Source organism: Bacillus badius NBRC 15713, from assembly GCF_001591605.1.
Classification (GTDB): Bacteria; Bacillota; Bacilli; order Bacillales; family Domibacillaceae; genus Pseudobacillus; species Pseudobacillus badius.
On record NZ_BCVF01000003.1, the window covers coordinates 1 to 15,537 of the forward strand.

Consider the following 15,537-nt stretch of genomic DNA (forward strand, 5'->3'; position numbering starts at 1 on the left):
ATAATGTGGTATATCAACTAACATGTATGGCTGCATTTCATCCAGTAAGCTTTCTAAAAATCTGATGGTTTGCTTACGGATTTTGATTTCATGTTCAAAGGCAAATACAGCACCTTCTTGCTTGATTAAATCCTGCGCCGATTCGATGAACATTTTTTGCACTTTGATTTGTGCTTCAATAGTGGATCTCATTTCAATTCCTCCAATCGTTGTAATGAGTCAAAAAACAGCTTTATCAGCTTGCCTGCTCGTTTTTTTCTTCTTCCAAGTCCAAATCCCTTAGAATGTCTATAAGAACGTCAAACGCCTTTTCTCTGGTCTTTTCAGCGTTGGGTCCTAATATTAATCGGACTTCCATTGATGACCCTCCCTTTTTTTGTTGACTAATAAAAGCTGAGATCAGATAATTTAATTAACAAAGGGGCTTTTATGAAGTTAAATTCAACTTTACGTTTAATTCTTTTTCAAAAAAAATCCCGACAGGAACATTCAACGCATCAGCGATTATTTCTAGTTCAGTTACCATGAGTGGCCTTTTGCCTCTCTCCTTAAGGCTGTAGGACTGAACAGTAATATCCAGACGATCAGCCAACACTTCTTGATTAATATCTTTAGCCTTCCGGATAGCTTTAATTTTATCCGTTACTTTCATAGCAATCACCTCCTTTTTCAACGTAAAGTTTAACTTATAACTTTATTATATCAACGATAAGTTTAAAGTCAACCCTTTGTTTAATTTTTTGTTGATTTTATTTAACGTTATGTTTATTTAGGGTAGTATGTAAACAAATAGATGAAACGAGGTAAGAATCATGACTCTGGGAAAGCGATTAAAAAAGGAAAGAGAGAAAAGGAATTGGTCACAAAAGTATGTGGCAGAACGAATAGGCATTACTAATGCCGTCTTGTCTAACTATGAGAGGGATTATAGAGATCCAGATACAGAAACTCTAAAGAAAATGGCTGATATATATGATGTATCAACGGATTACCTCTTAGGCTTATCTGATTCGCCTAACAACAAAGTTACTGTGGCAGGCCAAGACATTATGCTGACCATGGAAGAGTTGTTGGTGTTCAACGAGTTAAAGAAATACCCGATGGCTTTTCATGACCTTTCTACAAATCCAGAAAAGAAAGTTAAACAATTAATAAAAATGTACGATTTTATTAAAAAGGAACTAGACGATGATGAAGATGAAGGAAAGGATGGTTTTGGTGAATTAGAGGACTGATGAAAACAAGGCCACAAAAGAAGGGATTGTATTGGGATAATGTTTCGAATTGCTACAGATCAATGGGAAGAAAGAGCATATAAAGTATTATCGAATTTCTCTTTTGCCTATCCAGACGAAATTGACATGCATGAGATTTGCTGGAGATATGGAATTAAAATAAAACCTCTGGCTAGAGAGTTCGTTGAGTTGCATACAGACTATGAGCTTGTACAGGATCTGAAAGCTTTTTCTATCCCAAAGGAGAAAGGAAGAAAAGGCACTATATTTTTGCGAGAGAATCTGCCTTATATCGAAAGGAAGTTGTTGCTCGCAGAAGAATTTTGCCACATCTATGCTCATTATCTGCCACAGCTTAAAATTTCTTCATACGCTATCTGTAAAACAGAGAATCAAGCGAAGAGAATGTCAGCTTATCTCTTGCTGCCAAGCGCCTTTTTGAGAGAGGTTATAAATACAGCCTATGAGCAACCGGTTGTTATTTCTGAAATAGCCGATCACTTTCTTGTCCCTGAGGAATTCGCTCAATACAGGTTGAAGTTAATATTCAACCGAAGAATTGACGCAATGATTACTTTTAGAGGAAAGTTAGGAAGTCTCCATCGTATATAATAAGAGAGGACAACAAAATTCCTCTTAGCGATACTATTGACATTAAGAATGAAATTTTAATGCATTTGCGTGCCTTAAAGAAAACAAAAAAAGATGTATCGCTCCAAGATCCGATCGGCCATGACAAGGAAGGAAACGAAATTAATTTGCTCGATATTTTAAAATCGGAAGACGAAGACGTGCTGGAGCACATTTTATTAACGATCGAACTGAAAAAAGTACTGAAGTTTTTGCGCGTTCTGGATGAGCGCGAGCAAGAAGTGATTATTGCCCGCTTCGGCTTAAATCAAAATGATGAAAAAACGCAACGTGAAATTGCTAAAGAGCTCGGCATCTCCCGCAGCTATGTATCACGCATTGAGAAGCGGGCGTTAATGAAAATGTTTCATGAGTTTTATCGGGAAGAAAAAGGGAGAGGGCATTAAACAACGACAAAAACGGCTTCCAGTGCGGAAGCCGTTTTTGTTAGTTTCTGTCAAAGTCTTTACATCTTTTTGCTGCCGCCCGGGCGGCTTAGAGACATTCCATTCAGCCAGAAAGCTGAAGAACACTTCCCCGCCGCCTAGGGCGCCTTCTGCTCTTCTGTTTAATCGATTGTAACTGATACTAATATTCCCATAATTGTAGCAAGCAGCAACCCCATAATCATCATGACCATTCTTCCTCACTCCTTACACAGTCAAAAAAGCTATTTGTTATTAATGTACCACAAAAAGAATAAGTTGTAGCACGCTTTTCACAAATTCTTCACAATTCACTGCCGGGCGAGCCGGTCAACGATACTCACAACAAGATTGGCGGAATGGCGGGCTGCTTTCGGCAAAAATTGTTCAAACGAAATGTCGGACTCCTTGCCGGCGATATCCGAGATCGAACGAATGACTACAAATGGAGTGCCAAACTGATAAGCAACCTGGGCGATAGCCGCCGCTTCCATTTCAACGGCCTGTAAGCCGGTGAATTTTTCGCCGATCGCCAGTACACGCTCTGGATCGCTCATAAATGAATCTCCCGTTGCAATCAATCCTTTAACCACTTGTTCCTCTCTGTCTTCTGCTGCGCATTCTGCAGCAATATTCACAAGCTTCTCATCTGCTGCAAAAGCGGCAGGCAGCTGCGGAACTTGGCCATATTCATAACCGAATGCCGTCACGTCCACATCATGATGGCGCACTTCAGCAGAGATCACGACATCGCCTACATTCAGTTCAGGATTTAATCCGCCTGCGGAACCGGTATTAATCACAGCATCTGGACGAAAGTGCTGCAGCAAAATAGCGGTCGTCATGGCGGCATTTACTTTCCCAATGCCGGAACGCAATAAAACCACATCAGCCCCGTTTAATGTGCCCGTTGTAAACTCGCTGTTGGCAATCGTTTCTACCTTCCGATTTTCCATTTGCTCACGCAAAATAACTACTTCTTCTTCCATTGCTCCGATAATGGCTATTTTCATTTTATATTCCTCCGTTTTTTGCACTTACCTGTCCCATTTTAACATTTTTTCGCCAAAATCGCTTGCCACTTCTGCCTCCTATCTTGTATACATAAAACAGAAGCCAGTTCAACTCGAAAGGAGAAAAACTATGCAGTTCCATCTAGATTTAATTGAAGATAAAGTTGAATTTTTTGAAGCCAGCAGTTTGGCGGCTCTAGAAAAGAAAATCGCTGAGAAAATTGAACAAAACCGAGCGATCCTCCTCAGTGTCCATTCTGTTACTCATCAAATGCAAATGGATGCAGATGGGCATAAACACTTTTCCGCAGTCGTTCACTTTAAAGCGAAATAACACGGGCCTGACAAAAAAACGGGCTGTCCCAAAAGGTCATGAAAAATGACTTTTTGGGTCGGCCCCTTTTTCTCGATCTGTTTTTATTTTAGAGACTTATTGGATAGTCTCTCTTGCATCTTACCGCCCTTTATCGTTATGCTCCAGCTTATACATCTTTTGAGGTTTCCAGCCTTCGCCCTCTACCCAGTTAATGTATACGCGGTAAGCATTATCCTGGTCGCTTTTCTTGGAGACTGTTCCAATTGCCCCTTTAGGGCCGTCTCCGCTAATATACCAAACGACCATCTCTTCTTTAGGAATGCCTGTCGCATAAGATAATGCATCTTTTTTCTCTTCCCAGTCTACTGAACCTGTATCAAAGGAAGAAGTATGCTGTCCTGATTGTGAAGTGCCGATGCCTGTCCAATTTGGATCAATGATTTCTTTTTCAACATTCGGCTCATCACTTTCTTTTTCAATGACTTCGCCCTTGTCTTTTTGTTCTTTATCCTTTTGTTCTTTATCTGTTTGATCTTCTTTATCAGCCTTGTCTTCATCCTCGTCTTTCACATCAGAGGTTTTAACATCGGAGGATGGCTCCTCTTTTTCCTTGGCTGCAGACTGCTGTGTTTCTGTTTTCGGTTTCGGCGGCTGCGGATCTTCATCTTTTCCACCGCCAGAAAAAATAGTAAAGCCTACAACAACAATTAAAAGAACAACGACAGCAATGGCGGTATTTAAAATTCGATTGGTTTTTCTTCGCTTAGATTTTCTTTCTGTACGCGATGATTGTGCCATATTACGACTCCTCTCTCTTCGGCATCATTCACATTTTATCATGACTGCACTGGAACATGAAGCTATTTTAACCGAAAGCTCCGTGAAAGTGTAGTGTTGTTTTTAGCGCCATTCAAATGCAAATCCTCTAAAAGAAAGAAGCGAGAAACGGATGGCCCTTTTTCAGCCCTCAGCTTCCCCTCTGTATCACAAGATGGTCATTGAATGATCGGATTGAAAAAAAGCGCTAAAGGCCTAGTTGCCTTTAACGCTTTTGGTCCGTCTATTATTTAATTGAGACGATTTTCACTTTCATCTCGCCGCCAGGTGTTTGAACGATGACTTCATCGCCCACTTCTTTGCCGAGCAGGCTTTTTGCAATAGGAGAATCATTGGAGATTTTTCCTTCGAACGGATCAGCTTCGGCGCTGCCGACAATTGTGTAAGTTTCTTCCTCTCCATCCGGCAGCTCAATGAATACGACCGTTTTTCCTAAGGAAACAACGTTGCTGTTGTCCTCTTCAATAATCTCAGCATTGCGGATCATTGCCTCAATCGTACCAATGCGCCCTTCTACAAAGGCTTGCTCTTCCTTAGCAGAATCATATTCGGAGTTCTCCGATAAATCACCAAAGCTGCGAGCGATTTTAATTCTCTCCACAACTTCCTTGCGCTTAACGGATTTTAAGTACTCTAGTTCCTGCTCTAACTTTTCTTTCCCCTCTTTAGTCATTGGGTATACTTTTTCTGTTGACAAGTCCCTTCCACTCCTTTTCATCTCGACGCCTTCCTTGGTGCAGGAAAACAATAAACATGAGCAGGCTGTCTCATTTAGAGTAGCTTTACTGCATTCATATATAGAGAAAGCGTTTTCCTCTATATATGAGCGCGCCAGTTAAGCCCGCTACAATGATTGAGACAGCCTTTGTTTTTAAAAGATTATGTCTGTTTCATAAAAAGATACTATAAAATGGCTTTTTGTTCAAGAACCGTTTGAATTTTTGTTACCATCAAATCGATGGCCACATGGTTTTGGCCGCCTTCCGGAATAATAATATCCGCATAGCGCTTCGTTGGTTCAATAAATTGGTTGTGCATCGGCCGAACGACATTTAAATATTGATCAACAACAGACTCAAACGAGCGCTCCCGCTCTTTAATATCACGGATCATGCGGCGAATAATGCGCAAATCCGCATCTGTGTCGACAAAGAGCTTAATGTCCATTAAATCCCGCAAGCGTTCATCTTCGAGCACAAGAATTCCTTCTAATATAATGACATCTTTCGGCTCCATCCGGACTGTCTCGGCTGAACGGGTATGACGGGCATAATCATATATCGGCTTTTCGGCTGCTTCATATCGAATCAGCTTCTCGATATGGCTGATAAGCAAATCATTGTCAAATGCAAGCGGGTGATCATAGTTGGTTTTCAGCCGCTCTTCAAACGGCAAATGGCTTTGATCTTTATAATAGTAGTCCTGCTCAATAACCATAACCGAATGCCCTTGAAAATGCTCGGCTATTGACTTTGTAACACTTGTTTTGCCGGAGCCGGAGCCGCCGGCAACACCGATAACAACTGGCTTCTGGTCCATGAAGTTTATTCAAGCCCCTTTCGCATCATGTTATTCGGATAGACCGGTTTGGCTGTTTGAAAACGGATCACTTGCAGCGGATGACGGGCAGCGTCCAATTCCTTTCCTTGCTCATCCCAAATCGTGCCCACCTTTTGGGTGAAGTTATCAATTTCCGGTCCGAAAAATTCAATTTCATCTCCAGGTCGGAAGAAGTTGCGCTGCTGTAAAGTGACCATTCCTGTCTCTTCTTCATAATCAAGAACAAGACCGGCAAAATCATGGGAAGCTTTTTTGCCATGAACACCGAATAGCTGCTCTTCAACACCAGGCGTTCCTTCAAAGAAAGCAGGAGCCGCCGGACGGTTCGCACACTTTTCAAGCTCATCCAGCCATTCTTGGCGGATTTGGAAATTATCTGGGTCTGCACAATACGTATCGATAACTTTGCGGTACACACTGACAACAGTTGCTACGTAATGAATAGACTTCATGCGTCCTTCGACTTTTAAGCTGTCGATCCCCAATTCAATAAGCTTGGGAATAGACTCAACCAGCTTTAAGTCTTTTGGACTCATTGCAAAAGGAGAATCATCCTCAGAAAATAGAGCCTGTTCGCCGTTCTCTTCTAAAGAATACAAGTCATAATCCCAGCGGCATGACTGACAGCATCCACCCCTGTTCGAATCACGGGCAGTCATATGATTGCTCAGCACACAACGGCCAGAATAAGCGATACACATAGCTCCATGGATGAACGTTTCAATTTCGATATCTACTTTTTCCTTCATTTCGCGCATTTCTTCACTCGTTGTTTCCCGCGCAAGGACGACACGATGCAGCCCTTCTTCTTTCCAATATTGCACAGCGCGCCAGTTAGATAACGACTGTTGTGTACTTAAATGCACTTCTACTTTTGGTGCCACACGACGGCATGTCTCAATGATGAGCGGATCGGCTACAATAATACCGGTAATGCCGGCATTCTGCAAACCGCGCAAGTAATCCTCCAAACCGTCAATATTTTCATTATGCGCATAAATATTTGTTGTTACGTAGACTTTTGCCCCATACTTCTTGGCAAACTCCACGCCCTCTTTCATTTGTTCCAATGTAAAGTTTCCCGCATTGGAACGGAGCCCATATTCCTGGCCGCCGATGTATACGGCATCCGCTCCATAGTGAATGGCAATCTTTAATTTTTCCAATGTGCCTGCCGGCGCCAGCAATTCCGGTTTTTTTGCAATAACCCGCTTTCCGTCGACAATAGTTGAAATTTTCTCGTTTATAACCGCACTCACGAGTGTTCCTCCTTTTTTAATAAACTGTTTCCTTGAAGAAGAAGCCTGTATCTAACGGGCGGTGTGCCGGCTGTAAATCTTCAATCTTCTCTAGCAGCTCGTCCTTTATCTCCTCGTACTCTTCCGGACATTCTGCACACAAATCGATCGCCTGGCGGTAAAGCTTCGTCACTTCGAGCAAATATTCGGGTGAGTGAAGGATTCCGTCAATTTTAAAGCTGTCAATCCCTGCTTCAAGCAGTTCGGCCAATTCATCAATGATGCATATATCATTAGGACTCATGATGTGTGTGCCATTTGCATCTTCGAAAATTGGATATTTGTTTTCACGTTCTTTATCGTACAGAAGCATATTTTTCGCATCTTTGCGATTTTCAATTTCCATTGCTTTGCCCTGGTATTCGAAATAATGTCCTAATAACGGCCGCTTCGATTGAAACATGCATGTCATGCCATGCACCTGTACCTCAATCGCTACTTCAGCATGCTCTTTAACTTCAATAATCTCTTCCATGCTTAATTCCCTCGCAAGAACCGCTCGCACTGCTCCGCGTTTTCCCCAGTAGTTGCAAGTAAAGTAATTTGTTGCTGTAGTTTCAGTATTCCAGTGAAGCGGCATATCAGGAGCTGCTGCACGAACAGCCATTAGAACAGCCGGATCTCCAAAAACAATGGCATCGGCTCCCGCTTCTTTCACGAATGCGATATACTCATCTAGTTCATTGGCAATGTCATTATGAAAAATCGCATTCACTGCTACGTACACTTTTTTTCCTTTAGCATGAGCCGTCTCAATCGCTTGTGCAATGTCTGTTCTGCTAAACTCACCCGCAAGACGCAGTCCGTAGCGCTGTTCTCCAACAACAAAAGCATCGGCTCCCGCTTCTGCAAGAAGATCAATCGCAGCAACACTATGCGGCGTAACAAGTAATTCTGGTTTTTTCACGTTATTTTCCACCTCTTTTGCGGCTGACAGCTAAACCATCGCCTACCGGAAACAATGCCGTATCAAAATCCGGATGATTCATCAGCCATTCATTGTAAGATTGAATTTTTTTTACTAAATTAATAATCCGTTTAGATTCAGCCGGAACACCCGCAACGTAGCCTTTAAATAAGACATTGTCGGTATAAGCCGTCCCTTCGGCTGTTAAACATGCGGAATAGCGTTCAAAAAATTTAGTGTATTGTCCTTTGGCCGCATCAATAAAAATAGCATCATACGGCCCCTTTTCTCCAGCTTTATCCACTAGTTCAAGTGCATCCCCGAATAAAACCTCCACCCGGCTTCCATACTCAGAACGCCCAATATAACTCATCGCCTGGCGATAACGCTGCTCATCCCGTTCAATGCTTACAACCTCCGCATCCGGCAAAGCAGCAGCCATGCGCAAGGCAGAATAGCCGATAGCTGTGCCAATCTCTAGAATCCGCTTGGGCTGCTGAATACGCATAATTTGGAGCAGTGCTTCTATACCAGCCGGCTCCATAATCGGGACACGGTGTTCTCGGGCAAAAGCTTCCATTTCGGCAAACAGCGGCTCCCTGGTTTTAATTAACGATTCTATATAATGATCGATCCTGTTTTCCATCATACTCTCCTTTTCGAAAAGGCTTTATGTCAAAGCAAAAGCGCCTTACTTACCTATGGTCTGCCTAAGGAAGCAAATATATTGTCCTCACGGCATGCCTATCACGGTCTCGGCAGGAAAGCTTAGTCTTCAAATAGAAGAAGCAAGGTTGCTTTCATCGACAAGAAAAAGAAGAAAGCCCGTCAGCTTTCTGCTTTATGATCAGTTATCGACTTTTCTCCCCAAAAATACTTGAACTATTTTACCACAAAGGCACAGAAAAAGCGATGCTTCTGCCTATTGGTTTTGCTTCTCATAGTGACCAGTAATGTATTTTTCCTTTAGCTTATTATGTTCTTCCAATGTTTTCGCGTAATATACATCCCCTGCTGGAGAAGCAAGGAAATAAAGAAAATCAGTGTCTGCAGGATTTAAAGCAGCTTCCATTGATGAAACACCGCTATTGCCGATTGGCCCTGGCGTCAGTCCCTTTACCTTGTAGGTATTATAAGGAGAATTTACTTCTAGATCCTCATAAAGAACCCGTTTTTTATGTTTGCCGAGCGCATATAATACGGTCGGGTCTGTTTGCAGCGGCATCCCTGCTGCCAAGCGGTTGTAGAATACACTTGAAATCTTATGGCGGTCCGCCTTTTCCGTTGCTTCCTCTTCTATCAAGGAAGAAAGGGTGAGCAGCTTATGCGTACTCATTTGCTTGGCTGCTATCGATGTCCGGTACTGGACAAGCACGCTGTCCGTTTTCTTGAGCATATCTTCTACTATTGCCTTAACCGGCTTTTTCTTGTCTGCATAATGGTAAGTAGCCGGATAAAGATATCCTTCAAGCGGATAGCGAATTTTTTCAGCAAATACCTCCTCCGTCAGCAGCTCGGGATATTTGCTCATCATTTCTTTAATAAATGCCCGATCGTTCATTACTTTGAGCACATCGTTAGCGGAACGTCCTGTCTCTTTCCCGATCGCGGCAGCAATCTGTGTTAATTGGAATCCTTCCGGTATCGTGATTTTCACTTTTCCTTGTCCAATCACCTTTCCCGTTTTCAAGCTTTTAATCAATTCATCCATCGTCATACTTGGAGTAAATGAATATTCACCTGCTTGAAAGTCGCCTTCCCCTTTATACTTCACGTAATATTTAAAAATTTCTGCATTCTTTACGATTCCTTCGCTTTCTAGTTTTTCAGCAATCACAGATAAGCTTGAACCGATAGGAACATTTATCTGGATCGGATGATGATCTGTTTTGTCAACAGGCTCTAAGGCAGATTGAATGAAAAAGTAACCGCCTGCTGTCAGTCCGCCCAGAATCAGCAGCAATGAAAGAACGGCAAAAAAAATAGCTTTTTTCAACCGTCTCTTTTTACCCGGCGGCTGGATATAGGATTGTTTCGACATACACTTACTCCTTTCAACAAATAACGACCCTCTCTTTTCTTTTTTATTATACTACATCTTTTAAGAAAAAGGAGAAAGGAAAAAGCCGGGAAGCAATAGCATCCCGGCCTCTTTTGATGATTGGATTATTCTTCTTCTTCCTCAAGAAATGTATTTAGCATTTCTTCAATCATTTCCCACTCTTCATCGGTTTCAATCGGTTGAAGCTCGCCGTCTTCACCGTCTTCCCCAGGAGTAAAAGCAGACGCGTGAATTTCAATTTCTTCATTGTCGTCTTCTTCCGCCCCAACTGGGAAATATAGCACATAAGACTTGTTAAAGTCATCAGCATCAAATGTAAAAAGCACTTCACATAGCTGTTCGTTGCCGTTTTCATCAATAATTGTAATTTGTCTTTCTCCGTGTTCCATTCTCTTCACCTCATTATTTTTGGCTGTCCAAAAACCCTTGCAAAATCATTGCGGCAGCCATCTTATCAATCACTTTTTTGCGTTTCTTGCGGCTTACATCTGCTTCAAGCAGCACTCTTTCGGCTGCCATTGTCGTCAAGCGTTCATCCCAGAGAACAACAGGCAGCGAAAAGCGCTTTTCCAGCTTTTCAGCGAAGGCTTTTGAGGCCTCTCCGCGCGGGCCAATCGTGTTATTCATGTTTTTAGGCAGCCCGACGACAAATTTTTCAACGCCGTATTCTTTGCACAAGCTTTCAATGCGTCCTAAACCAAAATCATACTTTTCTTCATTGATCCGAATCGTTTCCACGCCCTGCGCGGTCCAGCCTAATTCATCGCTAATGGCGACACCGACTGTTTTCGAGCCGACATCTAAGCCCATAACCCTCATAAAGATTTATTCCTCTCGCTGCTGTTTTAAATATGTTTTCACAAGCTCTTCAATAATTTCATCACGCTCAAGCTTACGAATCAAATTACGTGCATCGTTGTGCCGCGGGATATATGCGGGGTCGCCGGAAAGCAAATACCCGACAATTTGGTTGATCGGATTATACCCTTTTTCCTGAAGAGCCTTATACACCTTAAAAAGTACCTCTTCCACGTTCTGTTCAAACGGTTCCTCCGGAAAATTAAATTTCATCGTTTGATCAAAAGAGCTCATTAATAGCACCTCGCTTTAGGCTTGAAAGTGAAAACTCCCTATTGTACAAGTTATTTCCATTGTACAATAAATTTTCATGGAATCAAACGGATTTAATCCAGTCTTCCACAAAATTAAGTGCTTCCTCTATTTTTTCCGGGTCCTTTCCGCCAGCTTGTGCCATATCCGGACGTCCGCCCCCGCCGCCTCCGCAGCGCGTAGCTACCTCTTTGACCAGCTTGCCGGCATGGTATCCTTTCTCAACTAAATCTTTCGTCACCGCAGCAACAATATTCACTTTATCTCCCGTAGAAGCAGCGAGCACGATAATGCCGGATGAAAGCTTTTGCTTTAACTCATCAGTCATTGAGCGTAAATTGTTCATATCTGTTGCTTGTACACGAGCAGCAAGGAACTTGACTTCATTTGCTTCCTGTACCCTGTCGAGAAGGCTTCCTGCTTCTATATTGGACAATTTTTGGGAAAGTGATTCATTTTCGCGCTGTAATTCTTTCATTTCCGCCTGTAAACTTTCTACTTTTGCCAAAATATCTTTCGGATTAGCTTTTAGCTTATTTGCCGCCTCTTTCAAAAGTGCTGTCTGGCTGTTCAGGAATTTATAGGCTGCTTCTCCGGTCACCGCTTCAATTCGGCGTGTTCCGGCACCGATTCCGCTCTCTGAAACAATTTTGAACAGGCCGATGACGGAAGTATTTGGCACGTGGCAGCCGCCGCAAAGCTCTAAGCTGTAGTCGCCGACAGAAACAACGCGGACAACATCTCCATATTTTTCACCGAACAAGGCCATTGCCCCCATTTTTTTCGCTTCATCAATTGATTTGTGGGCAATTCCTACAGCCAGACTGTTCCAAATTTTTTCATTGACGATTTCTTCAATTTGCTCCAGTTCCTCAGGTGTCACCTGGCCAAAGTGAGAGAAGTCAAAGCGCAGGCGGTCCGGTTCAACAAGCGAGCCGGCCTGATTAACGTGTGTGCCGAGAGTATCCTTCAATGCTTGATGAAGCAAGTGAGTGGCTGTATGATTTTTAATAATTTTGTTGCGTGAAGCCGCGTCAACACGAGCAGTAACTGTTTGACCGGTTGTTAATACGCCGCTCTCGATAATGGCATGCTGGATGTTCTGCCCGTTTGGCGCTTTTTGAACATCTTGAACAGCAGCGCGCACACCTTCCGCTTCAATCACTCCTTTATCCGCTGTTTGACCGCCGCTTTCAGCATAGAAAGGAGTGCGGCTTAGTATGAATTGAACGGCCTCGCCTTCTTGCGCGCTATCCACAATTTCGCCATTGGCAATGATTACTTCAACTGTAGCTTCAGCTGTCAGCTCATCATAGCCGGTAAATTCACTTTTCACTTTAATCTCACCAAGCACTCCGCCCTGCACTTGCATGGACCCGACATCTTGACGGGCTGCACGCGCACGTTCGCGCTGGTTCTCCATTTCTTGTTCAAAGCCTTCATGATCAATCTCCATGCCTTCTTCTTCGGCATACTCTTCTGTTAACTCAACCGGAAAACCGTATGTGTCATATAAACGGAATACGTCCGCTCCGGCAATCATATTTGAGCCGTTGTTCTTCGCTGACTGAATGACCGCTGACAAAATGGTTAAGCCTTCATGCAAGGTTTCATGGAAACGTTCTTCTTCGTTTTTAATCACTCGTTGAATGAACTCTTGCTTGTTTTTCACTTCCGGGTAAAAGTCGTTCATAATTTCACCCACTACAGGAACAAGCTCAAACATGAATGGACGATGAATGTTAATTTGCTTCGCGTAGCGGACAGCACGGCGCAACAGGCGGCGAAGAACATAGCCGCGGCCCTCGTTTGATGGAAGAGCTCCGTCCCCGACAGCGAAGGCAACTGTCCGAATATGGTCGGCAATTACCTTAAAGGCTACATCCTTTTCAACTGTTTCACGGTACTTCTCCCCAGAAATAGCTTCTGTCGCTTCGATGATCGGCATAAACAAATCTGTATCGAAGTTAGTTGGCACTTCCTGCATAACCGATGCCATCCGCTCAAGCCCCATACCTGTATCAATGTTTTTCTTTGGCAGCGGCGTATATGTACCATCAGGATTGTGATTGAATTGAGAAAATACCAGGTTCCAGATTTCTAAATAACGTTCATTCTCACCGCCAGGATAAAGCTCCGAGTCGTTTTCGTCATTTCCATAGGATTCACCGCGATCATAGAAAATCTCTGTATTTGGTCCGCTTGGTCCTTCGCCAATATCCCAGAAGTTCCCTTCCAGGCGGATAATTCTCTCTTCCGGCACACCCATTTCCTCATGCCAAATCTTAAAGGCTTCATCATCCTCAGGATGAATGGTGACGGATAGCTTTTCCGGGTCTAAAGCCATCCATTTTTTATCGGTTAAAAATTCCCAAGCCCAATGAATCGCTTCTTTCTTAAAATATTCGCCAATTGAAAAATTGCCGAGCATTTCAAAGAAAGTATGATGGCGGGCTGTTTTTCCTACGTTTTCGATATCATTTGTCCGAATGGACTTTTGCGCATTGACAATCCGCGGATTTTCAGGGATCACGCGGCCATCAAAATATTTTTTCAGTGTCGCCACGCCGCTGTTGATCCACAGCAGACTCGGGTCATCATGCGGCACGAGCGGAGCGCTCGGCTCCACACGGTGGTTTTTTTCCTGAAAGAACTCTAAAAACATCTGACGAATTTGAGCACCAGTCAACGTTTTCATCTGTGATTCCTCCTGTTAAGTAATGAATTAAGTGTTATTTTGAGACAACAAAAAAAGCTCCGTTCCCCGGACAGGGACGAAGCTTTTTCGCGGTACCACCCTGATTATGAACCGGACAGACACCTGCCGATTCATCTCTCAAAGGCCTTAACGCGGCAAACGGCAGGGATTAGCTGCTCTCCGGACTAGCTTTCCGTTACCCTTCACCCGAAGCTTCTTCCAGCCAAGGAAGCTTCTCTCTGATGTGCCTTGCACTTAGGTGGACTATAACATACTTGATCCATCATTGATTTAGATTTGTTAAGATATAACGAAATTATAAAAAACTTTAAATGTGTTTGTCAATGCGGAGCTTTTTGTAAACGGACTTTTACCCGCCGCTCTGCCATGAAAGCTGCTTTAAAAACAATAAGAACCGGGACAGCGACAATTAAGCCGACCACGCCCCCTGCTTCCCCGCCTAGCAGCAATGCCCCGATAATAAAAAGCGGGTGAAGGTGCACACTCTTGCCGACAATCCACGGCGATAATACATTGCCTTCGATGAATTGCAAAGCAAGCATAATAATAGCCGTGTACAACGCCATCTTTCCGGACATCGTCAATGCGACGAAAACAGCGGGGACCGCACCGATAATCGGGCCAAAATAAGGGATCACGTTGGTAATGCCGATAATCAAGCCGAGCAGAATCGCATATTTAAGCCCGATAAACGTAAACAGCAAAGCCGCTGCCGTTCCAATAGCTAAACATACAAGCAGCTGCCCCCTTATATAGCCCCCCAATGAGCTGTCCAGCTCCCTGACGAATCGAAGCGCTCTTGTCCGCCACTTTCTCGGTGTAAATGTCCACGCCGCTTTTTTTACGCGGTGAATGTCTTTAAGCAGGTAAAAAGAGATAAAGGGCACCACGGCCAGCACCAGCAAAAAGTTGACCATTTTCATAAGAATATTCATGAATGCTTCCACAAGACCAGAAAGCCAATGCTCAAAGCCGATAATGCGGTTATGAATCTTTTCCTGTACGCCGTCCGGCCACGTCAGCGTTTCTGCCTCAAGGGCAACAACCTTTTCTTCATACATTTTGGAAAGCTCGGGGGCGCTTTGCGACAATTCTCTCAGCTGCTCAATAAATAGGGGAATGCCTCTAAATAAGCCGATGCCCATGATGCCAAAAAACAATATATAGATAAGCAGAATCGCCATCGTTCTTGAAACGCCCTGCTCGGTCATCTTCTCTACGAGCGGGTGCAGCAAATAAGCAATGAAGCCCCCGAGCAAAAAAGGCATCAGGCTTACTGCAATTCCCCGAAGCACTGGACTGAGCACCGGGCTTAATAAATACAGAACGTACACTGCCAGCAATGTGAGAAGAACAGCACACGCTAAATACAGCCATTTTAGTTTCAACTTGTTTTCCATCGGATCCGACACCCTTTAATCAAAC

At 43.4% G+C, this 15,537-nt stretch carries 19 protein-coding genes and 1 pseudogene; 4 read left to right on the forward strand and 16 right to left on the reverse strand.

Translation table 11 applies throughout. The annotated features are described in order from the left end of the window. From BBA02S_RS02115 to BBA02S_RS02120, 3 genes are all read right to left on the reverse strand, one after another. On the reverse strand, nt 1–192 hold a 192-nt coding region (locus BBA02S_RS02115; protein WP_156477586.1), incomplete at its 3' end, for a hypothetical protein. A 43-nt stretch (nt 193–235) separates the two neighbouring features. Then, on the reverse strand, nt 236–358 hold the full coding sequence (locus BBA02S_RS21220) for a hypothetical protein (RefSeq protein WP_255211740.1): 123 nt from the start codon (nt 356–358) through the stop codon (nt 236–238). Between the two features lie 69 nt (nt 359–427). After that, complete coding sequence (locus tag BBA02S_RS02120) at nt 428–652, reverse strand: helix-turn-helix domain-containing protein (protein ID WP_041113972.1); 225 nt, start codon at nt 650–652, stop codon at nt 428–430. Nucleotides 653–812: 160 nt separating this feature from the next. Between BBA02S_RS02120 and BBA02S_RS02125 the strand changes: the two genes are divergently transcribed. The 3 genes and pseudogenes from BBA02S_RS02125 to BBA02S_RS02135 form a co-directional block, all read left to right on the forward strand. Beyond that, nucleotides 813–1,235, forward strand: a complete 423-nt coding sequence (locus BBA02S_RS02125; protein WP_052477338.1) for a helix-turn-helix domain-containing protein — start codon at nt 813–815, stop codon at nt 1,233–1,235. A 39-nt stretch (nt 1,236–1,274) separates the two neighbouring features. After that, nucleotides 1,275–1,847, forward strand: coding sequence for an ImmA/IrrE family metallo-endopeptidase (locus BBA02S_RS02130; protein ID WP_041113971.1), 573 nt, complete (start codon nt 1,275–1,277; stop codon nt 1,845–1,847). 41 nt (nt 1,848–1,888) lie between these two features. Further along, nucleotides 1,889–2,272 (forward strand): annotated as a pseudogene (locus tag BBA02S_RS02135) (sigma-70 family RNA polymerase sigma factor); the annotation flags it as partial. A gap of 329 nt (nt 2,273–2,601) precedes the next feature. On the opposite strand, the gene mtnN reads toward BBA02S_RS02135, so the two are convergent. After that, a complete protein-coding gene (gene mtnN, locus BBA02S_RS02140) occupies nt 2,602–3,303 on the reverse strand; it encodes a 5'-methylthioadenosine/S-adenosylhomocysteine nucleosidase (RefSeq protein WP_041097383.1) in 702 nt (233 codons plus the stop codon). 130 nt (nt 3,304–3,433) lie between these two features. On the opposite strand from mtnN, the gene BBA02S_RS02145 reads away from it, so the two are divergent. Then, nucleotides 3,434–3,637 carry a DUF2536 family protein gene (locus BBA02S_RS02145; protein ID WP_041097385.1) on the forward strand — a complete coding sequence of 68 codons (204 nt, stop codon included), beginning with the start codon at nt 3,434–3,436 and terminating at the stop codon, nt 3,635–3,637. A gap of 120 nt (nt 3,638–3,757) precedes the next feature. Here BBA02S_RS02145 and BBA02S_RS02150 read toward each other — a convergent pair whose 3' ends face one another. From BBA02S_RS02150 to BBA02S_RS02205, 12 genes are all read right to left on the reverse strand, one after another. Further along, nucleotides 3,758–4,417 carry a YrrS family protein gene (locus BBA02S_RS02150; protein WP_041097387.1) on the reverse strand — a complete coding sequence of 220 codons (660 nt, stop codon included), beginning with the start codon at nt 4,415–4,417 and terminating at the stop codon, nt 3,758–3,760. Nucleotides 4,418–4,682: 265 nt separating this feature from the next. Beyond that, complete coding sequence (gene greA / locus BBA02S_RS02155) at nt 4,683–5,153, reverse strand: transcription elongation factor GreA (protein ID WP_041098219.1); 471 nt, start codon at nt 5,151–5,153, stop codon at nt 4,683–4,685. A gap of 206 nt (nt 5,154–5,359) precedes the next feature. Then, nucleotides 5,360–5,995, reverse strand: a complete 636-nt coding sequence (gene udk / locus BBA02S_RS02160; RefSeq protein ID WP_041097389.1) for a uridine kinase — start codon at nt 5,993–5,995, stop codon at nt 5,360–5,362. A 5-nt stretch (nt 5,996–6,000) separates the two neighbouring features. Beyond that, nucleotides 6,001–7,275, reverse strand: coding sequence for a peptidase U32 family protein (locus BBA02S_RS02165; protein ID WP_041113970.1), 1,275 nt, complete (start codon nt 7,273–7,275; stop codon nt 6,001–6,003). Between the two features lie 16 nt (nt 7,276–7,291). Further along, on the reverse strand, nt 7,292–8,221 hold the full coding sequence (locus tag BBA02S_RS02170) for a peptidase U32 family protein (protein WP_041097393.1): 930 nt from the start codon (nt 8,219–8,221) through the stop codon (nt 7,292–7,294). Nucleotide 8,222: 1 nt separating this feature from the next. After that, complete coding sequence (locus BBA02S_RS02175; protein ID WP_041097395.1) at nt 8,223–8,870, reverse strand: O-methyltransferase; 648 nt, start codon at nt 8,868–8,870, stop codon at nt 8,223–8,225. A gap of 273 nt (nt 8,871–9,143) precedes the next feature. Then, nucleotides 9,144–10,262, reverse strand: a complete 1,119-nt coding sequence (gene mltG, locus BBA02S_RS02180; protein ID WP_041097398.1) for an endolytic transglycosylase MltG — start codon at nt 10,260–10,262, stop codon at nt 9,144–9,146. A gap of 125 nt (nt 10,263–10,387) precedes the next feature. Next, entirely contained in the window at nt 10,388–10,672 is a 285-nt protein-coding gene (locus BBA02S_RS02185; protein ID WP_041097400.1) for a DUF1292 domain-containing protein, read from the reverse strand. A gap of 13 nt (nt 10,673–10,685) precedes the next feature. Then, on the reverse strand, nt 10,686–11,102 hold the full coding sequence (gene ruvX / locus BBA02S_RS02190) for a Holliday junction resolvase RuvX (protein WP_041097402.1): 417 nt from the start codon (nt 11,100–11,102) through the stop codon (nt 10,686–10,688). A gap of 6 nt (nt 11,103–11,108) precedes the next feature. Further along, entirely contained in the window at nt 11,109–11,375 is a 267-nt protein-coding gene (locus BBA02S_RS02195; RefSeq protein ID WP_041097404.1) for an IreB family regulatory phosphoprotein, read from the reverse strand. 82 nt (nt 11,376–11,457) lie between these two features. Beyond that, nucleotides 11,458–14,091: an alanine--tRNA ligase gene (gene alaS / locus BBA02S_RS02200; protein WP_041097406.1), complete on the reverse strand. Its 2,634-nt coding sequence runs from the start codon at nt 14,089–14,091 to the stop codon at nt 11,458–11,460. Nucleotides 14,092–14,432: 341 nt separating this feature from the next. Continuing rightward, on the reverse strand, nt 14,433–15,512 hold the full coding sequence (locus BBA02S_RS02205; RefSeq protein WP_041097408.1) for an AI-2E family transporter: 1,080 nt from the start codon (nt 15,510–15,512) through the stop codon (nt 14,433–14,435). Nucleotides 15,513–15,537 lie beyond the last annotated feature (25 nt).

Excerpts from the sequence above, each read along its gene's own strand:
- BBA02S_RS02150 (WP_041097387.1), bottom strand. The coding sequence starts at position 4,417 with ATGGCACAATCATCGCGTACAGAAAGAAAATCTAAGCGAAGAAAAACC.
- mtnN (WP_041097383.1), bottom strand. The coding sequence starts at position 3,303 with ATGAAAATAGCCATTATCGGAGCAATGGAAGAAGAAGTAGTTATTTTG.
- BBA02S_RS02130 (WP_041113971.1), top strand. The coding sequence starts at position 1,275 with ATGTTTCGAATTGCTACAGATCAATGGGAAGAAAGAGCATATAAAGTA.
- BBA02S_RS02175 (WP_041097395.1), bottom strand. The coding sequence starts at position 8,870 with ATGATGGAAAACAGGATCGATCATTATATAGAATCGTTAATTAAAACC.
- mltG (WP_041097398.1), bottom strand. The coding sequence starts at position 10,262 with ATGTCGAAACAATCCTATATCCAGCCGCCGGGTAAAAAGAGACGGTTG.
- udk (WP_041097389.1), bottom strand. The coding sequence starts at position 5,995 with ATGGACCAGAAGCCAGTTGTTATCGGTGTTGCCGGCGGCTCCGGCTCC.
- BBA02S_RS02205 (WP_041097408.1), bottom strand. The coding sequence starts at position 15,512 with ATGGAAAACAAGTTGAAACTAAAATGGCTGTATTTAGCGTGTGCTGTT.
- BBA02S_RS02145 (WP_041097385.1), top strand. The coding sequence starts at position 3,434 with ATGCAGTTCCATCTAGATTTAATTGAAGATAAAGTTGAATTTTTTGAA.
- BBA02S_RS21220 (WP_255211740.1), bottom strand. The coding sequence starts at position 358 with ATGGAAGTCCGATTAATATTAGGACCCAACGCTGAAAAGACCAGAGAA.
- BBA02S_RS02185 (WP_041097400.1), bottom strand. The coding sequence starts at position 10,672 with ATGGAACACGGAGAAAGACAAATTACAATTATTGATGAAAACGGCAAC.
- BBA02S_RS02195 (WP_041097404.1), bottom strand. The coding sequence starts at position 11,375 with ATGAGCTCTTTTGATCAAACGATGAAATTTAATTTTCCGGAGGAACCG.
- alaS (WP_041097406.1), bottom strand. The coding sequence starts at position 14,091 with ATGAAAACGTTGACTGGTGCTCAAATTCGTCAGATGTTTTTAGAGTTC.
- BBA02S_RS02120 (WP_041113972.1), bottom strand. The coding sequence starts at position 652 with ATGAAAGTAACGGATAAAATTAAAGCTATCCGGAAGGCTAAAGATATT.
- ruvX (WP_041097402.1), bottom strand. The coding sequence starts at position 11,102 with ATGAGGGTTATGGGCTTAGATGTCGGCTCGAAAACAGTCGGTGTCGCC.
- BBA02S_RS02125 (WP_052477338.1), top strand. The coding sequence starts at position 813 with ATGACTCTGGGAAAGCGATTAAAAAAGGAAAGAGAGAAAAGGAATTGG.